At 62.4% G+C, this 9174-nt stretch carries 9 protein-coding genes; 2 read left to right on the forward strand and 7 right to left on the reverse strand.

Translation table 11 applies throughout. The annotated features are described in order from the left end of the window. Window positions 1–29: 29 nt before the first annotated feature. The 7 genes from NKI20_RS26235 to NKI20_RS26265 all read right to left on the reverse strand — a co-directional run bounded on the left by NKI20_RS26235 (window position 30) and on the right by NKI20_RS26265 (window position 7227). Window positions 30–1004, reverse strand: coding sequence for an ABC transporter permease (locus NKI20_RS26235; RefSeq protein ID WP_352835808.1), 975 nt, complete (start codon window positions 1002–1004; stop codon window positions 30–32). After that, a complete protein-coding gene (locus NKI20_RS26240; protein ID WP_031259677.1) occupies window positions 1004–2134 on the reverse strand; it encodes an ABC transporter permease in 1131 nt (376 codons plus the stop codon). Before NKI20_RS26240 ends, NKI20_RS26235 begins: the two co-directional genes overlap by 1 nt. After that, window positions 2131–3708 carry an ABC transporter ATP-binding protein gene (locus tag NKI20_RS26245; RefSeq protein ID WP_352835812.1) on the reverse strand — a complete coding sequence of 526 codons (1578 nt, stop codon included), beginning with the start codon at window positions 3706–3708 and terminating at the stop codon, window positions 2131–2133. The genes NKI20_RS26240 and NKI20_RS26245 overlap by 4 nt, the downstream gene beginning before the upstream one ends. A 178-nt stretch (window positions 3709–3886) precedes the next feature. Beyond that, window positions 3887–4864 carry a quinone oxidoreductase family protein gene (locus NKI20_RS26250; protein ID WP_352608696.1) on the reverse strand — a complete coding sequence of 326 codons (978 nt, stop codon included), beginning with the start codon at window positions 4862–4864 and terminating at the stop codon, window positions 3887–3889. Between the two features lie 22 nt (window positions 4865–4886). Next, window positions 4887–5705: a phosphatidylcholine synthase gene (gene pcsA / locus NKI20_RS26255; RefSeq protein WP_352729653.1), complete on the reverse strand. Its 819-nt coding sequence runs from the start codon at window positions 5703–5705 to the stop codon at window positions 4887–4889. Then, on the reverse strand, window positions 5702–6316 hold the full coding sequence (locus NKI20_RS26260; protein WP_352835816.1) for a DUF1326 domain-containing protein: 615 nt from the start codon (window positions 6314–6316) through the stop codon (window positions 5702–5704). Before NKI20_RS26260 ends, pcsA begins: the two co-directional genes overlap by 4 nt. Window positions 6317–6330: 14 nt before the next feature. Continuing rightward, on the reverse strand, window positions 6331–7227 hold the full coding sequence (locus NKI20_RS26265; RefSeq protein WP_352835820.1) for a DUF2182 domain-containing protein: 897 nt from the start codon (window positions 7225–7227) through the stop codon (window positions 6331–6333). A 111-nt stretch (window positions 7228–7338) separates the two neighbouring features. Here NKI20_RS26265 and NKI20_RS26270 point away from each other — a divergent pair, with 111 nt between their 5' ends. Further along, window positions 7339–8547, forward strand: a complete 1209-nt coding sequence (locus NKI20_RS26270) for a UbiH/UbiF family hydroxylase (protein WP_352835826.1) — start codon at window positions 7339–7341, stop codon at window positions 8545–8547. Window positions 8548–8722: 175 nt separating this feature from the next. Continuing rightward, window positions 8723–9046: a heat shock protein HspQ gene (gene hspQ / locus NKI20_RS26275; RefSeq protein WP_023757801.1), complete on the forward strand. Its 324-nt coding sequence runs from the start codon at window positions 8723–8725 to the stop codon at window positions 9044–9046. Window positions 9047–9174 lie beyond the last annotated feature (128 nt).

Below are 9174 nucleotides of genomic sequence, written 5' to 3' on the forward strand. Positions count from 1 at the left end.
GCCTTGGAGCTTCCCGTTTGTTTTTGTTGTCAACGATCCGGAACGAATGGCTGCCCCAAGGAAGCCGGCGTGTTCATCATCGTCAGACGCTTGTTGCGCGAGATTAGAACGAGAACCACGACGGTTGCCAGATAGGGCAGAGAAGAAAGCAGTTGAGACGGAAATGATTTTAGGAAAGCGATGACCTTGTAGATCACCCAGGGAGCATCAACGAAGTCTTGGAGGTTGATTGCCTGCACGTGAAGCTGGCCAACCCAAATGGCGCCGAAGATGTAGGCGCCAGCCAGCACCCGCCACGGCCGCCACGAGGCAAACACGACCAGTGCCAGCGCGATCCAGCCGCGGCCGGCAGTCATGTTCTCAACCCATTGCGGCGTGTAGACCAGCGACAGATGGCCGCCGGCGAGACCGGCGCAGGCGCCACCGAAGATGACGGAGAGATAGCGGTAGCGGATGACCTTGATGCCAAGCGCATGCGCCGACGTATGGCTGTCGCCAATGGAGCGCAGTGTCAGCCCGGTCCGGGTCTTGAACAAGAACCACATGACGGCGGCGGTGAGCGCAATCGAGATGTAAAAGATCGGGTCCTGGCCAAACAGCAATCGGCCGATCACCGGGATCGAGGTCAGGCCCGGAATGTCGAGGTTGGGCAGCCGTTGACCGGGCTGACCGACGAAGCTCGTCCCCATCATGCCGGAGAGGCCGAGCCCGAGCAGCGTCAGCGACAGGCCGGTCGCCACCTGGTTGGTGGCCAGGGACAGCGTCATGACGGCAAACAGCAGCGAGAACACGGCGCCCATGGCGATTGCCGCCAGCAGCCCGATCCAGGGTGATCCCGTGTGATAACTGACGCCAAAGCCGCCAACGGCGCCCATGATCATCATGCCTTCGACGCCCAGATTGAGCACGCCGGAGCGCTCGACCACCAGTTCACCGATCGCTGCGATCAGCAGCGGCGTTGCCGCCGTGGCGATGGTCAGAAGGATGTTTACGGTGATGTCCATCAACGGGCTTCCTTCAGCTTGGGCTCCGGATCGAGTTTCGCGGCACCCTCCGGTTTTGTCAGCGCCAGGCCGACCAGCCGGATGCGGTAGTGGATGAGCGTGTCGCAGCCGAGCACGAAGAACAAAAGCATGCCCTGGAACACCCGCGCCACCTTGTCGGAGATGCCGAGTGCGCTCTGCACCGCTTCACCGCCGAGATAGGTCAGCGCCAGCACCAGGCCGGCGGCGACGATGCCGAGCGGGTTGAGGCGGCCGAGGAACGCCACGATGATGGCGGTGAAGCCGTAGCCGGGCGAAATGACAGGCTGCAGCTGGCCGATAGCGCCCGAGACTTCCGAGATGCCGGCAAGCCCTGCCAACGCGCCCGACAGCAGGAAGGCGAAGAACACCATGCGTTTGAGGCCGAAGCCGGCGAAACGCCCTGCCCGCGGGCTTGAGCCCAGCACGCGCACCTCGAAGCCCTTCAGCATGCGGCTCATCAGGATCCAGATCAGCACCGCGGCGACCAACGCGAAGACAAATCCCCAATTCGCCCGACCGGCGTCCGGCAGCAGTTCCGGCAATACGGCCGAGTCGCCGAACTGGATCGTCTGCGGGAAACCGTGGCCTTGCGGATCGCGCCAAGGACCGCGCACCAGCCAGTCAAGGAAAAGCTGGGCGACATAGACCAGCATCAGACTGGTCAGGATCTCGTTGGTATTGAACCGGGTCTTCAGGAAGGCGGGGATCGCCGCATAGACCGCACCGCCGACCATGCCGAGCAAAAGCATCAACGGCAGCACCAGCGGCCCTTCGAATTGCGGAAACAGCACCGGAATGATTGAGCCGAAGATGGCGCCGAAGATGAACTGTCCTTCGGCACCAATGTTCCAGACATTGGCCTTGTAGCAGACCGACAGGCCGACAGCGATCAGGATGAGCGGAGCTGCCTTGATCGCCAGCTCGTGCAATTGCCAGACCTGGCTGATCGGCTCGATGAAATAGATATTGAACGCGGTCAGCGGGTTGACGCCGAGCAGTGCGAACATGATGGCGCCGGCGATGATCGTCAGCGCGAAGGCGATGAACGGCGATAGGGCTGAAAACAGCGCCGAGCGCTGCGGGCGTTTGACGAGTTCGAGGCGCATCATGCCGTCTCCATCGTGTGTTCGGCGTGACCGGGTTCGGCGCCGCCCATCAGCAAGCCGACTTTTTCGAAGGTCGCTTCGGCGATCGGCATCGGCTTGGACAGCGCGCCATTGTGCATGACCGCGATCGCATCCGATATCTCGAACAGCTCGTCGAGATCCTGGCTGATCACCAGCACCGCCGATCCGCTGCGCGACAACTCGATCAAGGCTTGGCGGATGTGGGCGGCGGCACCTGCGTCGACGCCCCAGGTCGGCTGATTCACGACCATGACGCTTGGCCGGCGGTCGAGTTCGCGGCCGACGATGAACTTCTGCAGATTGCCGCCCGAAAGTGCCGCCGCCTCCGGATCCGGCGCGCTCTTGCGCACGTCCATCGCCTCGATGATGCGTTGAGCGGCGGCGTAGATGGCCGCGCTGTCGACCATTCCGCCGCCGCCGACGAAGGCCTTGCCGTCGGTGGCGTGGCGCGACAGCAGCAGATTTTCCGAAAGCTTCATGCGCGGCGCGGCGCCGTGGCCGAGTCGTTCTTCCGGGACGAAAGCGGCGCCCAGCAGGCGCCGTCCGGTGATGGAGAGATTGCCTGCATTCTTGCCGCGGATCCGCACCGAGCCGGCATCCTGCTGCAACACCTCGCCGGAGACGGATTCAAAGAACTCGCCCTGGCCGTTGCCGGCGACGCCCGCGATGCCGATCACCTCGCCGGCCCGGACATTCAGGTCGATGCTCTTGAGCGGGATCGAGAACGGCGTCGCCGGCTTGCGGCTGAGGTTGCGGATTTCGAGAAGTGGCTGTGCCGTGGCGATGCCCTCGACGGGTGCGCGTACCACCGCCTGTACCTCGTTGCCGACCATCATGCGCGCCAGGGACGAGGCGGTTTCCGCACGTGGGTTGCAGTGGCCGACGACTTTGCCATGCCGCAGCACGGTGGCCCGGTCGCAGATGCGTTTGACCTCTTCGAGCCGGTGCGAAATGTAGAGGATGGATTTGCCTTCCGAACGCAGACGATCCAGCGTCTCGAACAGTTTGTCGGCTTCCTGCGGCGTCAGCACCGAAGTCGGCTCGTCAAGGATGATGAGCTGCGGCGTTTGCAGCAGACAGCGGATGATCTCGATACGCTGGCGCTCGCCCACCGACAGGTCGCCGACCAGCGATTCGGGATCGAGCGGCAGGCCATAGCTGAAGGAAAGCGCCCTCGCCTTCGCCGCAATGCTGCTGATCGGCGAACCGTCGTCCAGCGATAGCGCAATGTTCTCGGCCGCAGTCAGCGCCTCGAACAGCGAAAAATGCTGGAACACCATGCCGATGCCGAGTTTTTTGGCCACGCCGGGGCTGGAAATCCTGACCGCCTGGCCGTTCCAGAAGACCTCGCCGGAATTGGGCTCCAGCGAACCGAACAGCATCTTGACCAGCGTCGATTTGCCGGCGCCGTTTTCGCCGAGCAAAGCGTGGATTTCACCCCTGGCGATGTCGAGATCGATATGATCGCACGCCGTCAGCGTGCCGAATATCTTGGTGAGGCCACGGACCTCGAGCAGGTTTGTGCCGTCCTGATTTGCACTCACAGTGCCTCCCATCTGGTTAGCCAGACATGTTCTGTGTTCCCGAAAGCATGGTAGGCGCGGCCGGCTCCCATCGGAAAGCGGCACGCGTCTTGAAAGAGCTTCAAGAATTTCAGCGGAAATTCAAGCAATAGCAAGGAAGAACGGACTAAGGGACTGTTTTGGCCGACAGAGTAGAGTTTGTAATCGGTCTCTAGGGAATGAGAATGGTCGTTCCCGTTGTCCTGCGGCCCTCGAGGTCGGAATGCGCCCTGCCCACGTCCTTGAGCGCGTAGCGCTGGTTGATCTTGATCTTGACGGCGCCACTGAGCACGACCTCGAACAAGGCTGCGGCGGAGGCTTCGAGGTCCTCGCGCTTTGCATTGTAGACGAACAGCGTCGGCCGGGTTGCGAACAACGAGCCCTTCTGCGCCAGCAACGACATGCTGAATGGCGGGATCGGCCCCGAGGACTGGCCGAAGCTGACGAACATGCCAAGCGGCCTCAGGCACTCGAGCGAAGCCGGAAACGTATCGTTGCCGACCGAATCGTAGACGACGTCACACTTCCTGCCGTCGGTGATGGCGGCGACCCCGGCGACGAAATCCTGCTCCTTGTAGTTGATGACATGGTCGAAGCCGTGTTCCTTGGCGAGCTCGATCTTATCGGACGAACTGGCGGTGCCGATGACCGTCGCGCCGAGATATCTTGCCCATTGGCCGAGGATCAGCCCGACGCCGCCTGCAGCGGCATGGAACAGGATCGTGTCGCCCGCCTTCACCTTGAACGTCCGGCGCAGCAGATACTCAGCGGTCATGCCTTTCAGCATCATCGCGGCGGCCTGTTCGTCGCTGATGCCATCCGGCACCTTGACGACGCGGCTGGCGTCGATGACGCGCTCTTGCGTGTAGGCTCCCGTCGTCACGGCGTAGGCGATCCGGTCGCCGGGCTTCAGCCACTCGACGCCTTTGCCGACCCCCAGCACGACGCCGGCAGCTTCGCCGCCGGGAACAAGCGGGAACCCGCCGGGCGGCGGGTAAAGGCCGGAGCGATGATAGACATCGATGAAATTGAGGCCGATCGCCGTGTGCCGGATCAGGATCTGCCCTGCTCCGGGCTGGCCTGGATCGGCGTCCTCATAGGTCAGGACTTCCGGGCCACCATGGGCGTGAATGCGGATCGCTTTGGACATAGGCTGGGCTTCCTCTGGCTGATCAGGCCTTCTTGGCACCGAGATTGGGAAAGAACTGCATGATGCCACCAATGCTGGCGAGGTAAAGCCCCGTGATGGTGATGCCGATCTTGGTGAAGGTGCCGACTTGTTCTCCCAGCACGCCGATCTGATCGTAGAAGGCGGCGAGTGCCGCCTGTGCAAGGGCAAGCGCGCCGAAAGCACACCATAAGAGGGTCATCGCAAGGTTGATACGGCGCAGCCGCACCACCCGCACCGGATGGATGAAGTTGATCGGGACGAAAGTCAGAATGCCGGCCACCACCACCACCGCGAACGAAACCCATTGTCCGGGCTCGATGACGAACAGCGTGAACACCACCATGTTCCAGACCACGGGGAATCCCTTGAAGAAATTCTCCTTCGTCTTCATGCCGGTGTCGGCATAATAGATGGCGCTGGAGACGACGATGATCGCCGCCGACAGGAACGACAGGCCCTCGCCCATGAAGCCGCGCTGATATAGCGCGAAGGCCGGGATCAGGACGTAGGTCACGTAGTCGATGATGTTGTCGAGCAGTTCGCCCGACCATGTCGGCAGGATTTCCTTGACCTCGAGCTTGCGCGCGATCGGCCCATCGATGCCGTCGACGAACAGCGCCAGCCCGAGCCACCAGAACATCGCGGTCCAGCGCTCTTCGCTTGCCGCCACCAGCGATAGGAAAGCCAGGAACGAGCCCGACGCGGTCAGCAGATGGACGGAGAACGCCCTCGCCTGCGGCCAGGTGACCTTCTTCTTCGGCCGCGGAATCCGGTCCGCGATCTTTTTGGCGGCTTTCCGGGCCGTTGTGTTCTTGCTCACGGGCCCCGCCAATCCAGCTTGCAGATTTCGGCCGAACGGCCGGCAAAATTCCAGTTGCGCCCGAAGGCCCGCATCTTGCTCTTGTCTGACCTGGCGACGATGATCTCGGGCGCGATCCAGTATTCCGAATTGCTGATCACCGTATCCTTGTCACGATTCTTGCCGGGGACGGGTGTCACCGAACCGTCGATGATCTTCGGTATCTGGAAGATACGCGTCTTGTCACGCGTCTCATAGGTGATAGGCACTTGCTCGACGCCGAGGAATTTGCCGACGAGGATGGAGAGCAGCGATGTGGTTCCGCCTGCCTTGCCGGTGAAGATCTTCGTCAGCGCCTTGACCGCATAGACTGAGGCACGCTTGTCGATGAACAGGCCGGCGGTCCAGTTGCCGCGGCTCATGTAACCTGGGATTTCCATGACCAGCCCAAGATTGAGGCCGGATAGGTCGACGTCCCCGAAATGGCCGGCATCGATGCGAAACCCCGCCCAGGTCTGACAATAGCCTTCGGTCGGCGAATGATTGCCGAGCGACAACACGCAAGGGCAAAAAACCGTGCAATTACAGGAGAGTACTAGCTCTCCTTTCATCGCCCAGTCCTGATCTGCCATTGATTTTCCCCCACTCAGAGTGAGACTACTAGCAGCGCGGCTGCCCAGACAAGCAGTATCGCACCGGCCAGCCGGGTTGGAACCCTGCTCGCTGTTTGTTTTTCGATCAGGGTGAACAGCCCGATCAAGGCCATCCAGAAGACGTTCATGACGCCGACAGCGAACATCACCATCATCAGCGCCCAGCAGCAGCCGAGGCACCACAGGCCTTGCTTGACCCCAAGCCGGAAGATGCCGACCGGCCTTGCGCTCCAGTTCGCGAAAAGGATCGAGAACGCGTTCTTGCACTTTGTCAGGCAGGCTTCTTTCAAGCCGCTGAACTGATAGAGGCCGGCAGTCAGAAGCGCCAACGCACCGGCAATGCCGACGACCGGGTCGAGCATCCCGTCTGGCGAGCCGAATGCGTGGGCGGCCAAGGTCAGTGCGGCAAACGTCACAGAGGCGCCGAGCCAGACACTGAGGTAGCCGGCGACCAGCACCAGCGGATGGACGGCCGGCTCGCCCTTGATGCGTGCCGTATCGGCGATTTCGCAGTAAGTGCGGATCATCGGCGCGGCTGAAGGCAGCATCGTCGCGATCGCCATCAGGAACCACATCGAAACGAGCCCACCGGCCTGCAGGCCGAGGCTTGCATCCAGCGGCGCCGGCGACAGGCAGAGCACGAAGAACCGTTCAAGGAAATAGGGCAGCGGCGGTTGCGGCAGCTTGCGCAGGATTGTGTCGCCGGGAGCACTGACGCCCGCAATCCGCCCTTCAGCCCCACGGATTGCCATCGCGGCAAGCAATAGCCAGGCGAGCAGGATACAAGCGCCGACAGTGACGTTTACCGTGACGCGAGGATTGCGCGCAATGGTGGCCATTGCGCGGCCGGCGCGATCGAGGTGGCTGAAGTCGTCCTGCTGGCCGGTCATGTCATCCGAATGGGCCGAATCGCCGCGTTGATCAAGCGGCATGATCTGCCCTATATGCTCATCGACGGGCAGGCCGGGTGGCCGCCTCGCATTGCAAGCCGGAAGCCGATCTTGGAGCATGAGCGAACTGCGCGGATACTGGTTGCTGGCACGGGGCCGGCCGGACTGATCGCGGCGCTCGGTTTTGCCGCTGCCGGTTTCCCGGTGACGCTGGTCGGCCCCGAGGCCTCTGCCCCCGATGGTCGCACGACGGCGCTGATGAACCCTGCCGTGAAAATGCTTGAGCGGCTGGGCGTGCTCGAAGGGATCAAGTCCAAGGCGGCGCCCTTGAAGGTGATGCGCATCGTCGACGCGACCAGTCGGTTGATCCGCAGTCCGGTCGTCACCTTCCGCGCCAGCGAGGTAGACGAGGACCAGTTCGGGCTAAACCTGCCCAACAGCGTCCTCAATCCGGCGCTCGCCAGTGCCGTCGCCACGCATGCCGGCATCGAATGGCACAGGGTTATGGTGGCGAACTGGCAGCTCGACGCCGCACACGCCCGTGCCGTCCTGGCCGATGGCAGCACGGTGGACGCATCGCTGGGGGTGGCAGCCGACGGCCGCTTGTCGCCGGCCCGCCAGGCTGCCGGCATCTCGACCTCGGCTCGCTCCTATCCGCAGGCAGCCCTTGTCCTCAATTTCGGTCACAGTGGCGACCATGCCTTCACATCGACGGAATTCCACACCGAGACCGGTCCGTTCACACAGGTCCCCCTGCCCGGCAATCGCTCGAGTCTGGTCTGGGTGGTGAAACCCGAGACCGCGGCCGAACTCGCGGCGTTGGACGATGCAACGCTTTCGATGCGGATCGAACAGCAGATGCAGTCGATGCTGGGTCGGGTGACGGTCGAGCCGGGCCGGCAGATCTACCCGCTTTCGGCTGTGACGCCGCTGCGTTTTGCGCGAAACCGGATGGCGTTGATCGGCGAAGCCGCCCACGTGTTTCCCCCGATCGGCGCGCAGGGCCTCAATCTCGGTATCAGGGATGTCGAAGATCTAATTGGAATCGCGTGTGAAAATCGTAGTGACCCGGGAGCTGCCAAGGCCCTGGCGGCATATGATTTCAAGCGTCGGCCCGATATTCTGGCGCGCAGCAGCGCGGTCAATCTGCTCAACATGTCGCTGCTTTCCGGCATGCTGCCGGCACAGATGGCCCGCGTTGCCGGGCTCGGCGCGCTTGGCGGCTTCGCGCCGCTCCGCGCTTTTTTCATGCGCGAGGGCCTTCGTCCCGGCAGCGGCTTCGCGGCGCTGGCCGGCGGTCGGCGAAGGCCGACACGCTGACAGCGATCTTCCCGTTTCCGACAAGCTGCGTCATCGACGATCATCGACATCGGCCGCATGCGGTAAAACCTTTGCGCCTCGTCTTGCGTAGCTTCGGAGCGCGCTGAAGCGCTTCGGGATTGAATTGAGGCCCAGTCTGCGCCAAATAAAGCCAAGGAATTCAGTGGTGAGTACGATGAAAACAGCCAAATTCGCAATCGGACAGGTGGTTCGCCACCGGCTGTTTCCGTTCAGAGGCATCATTTTCGACGTCGATCCGCAATTCGCCAACACCGACGAATGGTACGAAGCCATCCCCGCCGACGTGCGGCCGCGCAAGGATCAGCCTTTCTACCATCTGCTCGCCGAGAATTCGGAGACCGAGTACGTCGCCTATGTCTCCGAGCAGAATCTGCTCGAGGATCAGTCGGGGGAACCCGTCCGGCATCCACAGATCAAGGAGATGTTCGACAAGAAGCCGGATGGGGGCTACCAGCCGAAACGGCAGTCCAGGCATTAAGCGACGGTCATAAAAGAAGCGGGGCATGACCCCGCTTCTTTGTTTGGTGCGCCAGGCATGGCGCGTAGCGCCGTGACTGGCGCTGCCTGGACCGCTGTGGTGGTGGTTCAGGCGACTTGGGGGTGGAA

This window comes from Mesorhizobium sp. M0830 (assembly GCF_040319965.1).
Taxonomy (GTDB): domain Bacteria; phylum Pseudomonadota; class Alphaproteobacteria; order Rhizobiales; family Rhizobiaceae; genus Mesorhizobium.

Bases quoted from the DNA above. Each gene is read 5' to 3' on its own strand.
- NKI20_RS26265 (WP_352835820.1), bottom strand. From the start codon at position 7,227: ATGACCGGCCAGCAGGACGACTTCAGCCACCTCGATCGCGCCGGCCGC.
- NKI20_RS26250 (WP_352608696.1), bottom strand. From the start codon at position 4,864: ATGTCCAAAGCGATCCGCATTCACGCCCATGGTGGCCCGGAAGTCCTG.
- NKI20_RS26260 (WP_352835816.1), bottom strand. From the start codon at position 6,316: ATGGCAGATCAGGACTGGGCGATGAAAGGAGAGCTAGTACTCTCCTGT.
- NKI20_RS26240 (WP_031259677.1), bottom strand. From the start codon at position 2,134: ATGATGCGCCTCGAACTCGTCAAACGCCCGCAGCGCTCGGCGCTGTTT.
- NKI20_RS26245 (WP_352835812.1), bottom strand. From the start codon at position 3,708: ATGGGAGGCACTGTGAGTGCAAATCAGGACGGCACAAACCTGCTCGAG.
- NKI20_RS26235 (WP_352835808.1), bottom strand. From the start codon at position 1,004: ATGGACATCACCGTAAACATCCTTCTGACCATCGCCACGGCGGCAACG.
- hspQ (WP_023757801.1), top strand. From the start codon at position 8,723: ATGAAAACAGCCAAATTCGCAATCGGACAGGTGGTTCGCCACCGGCTG.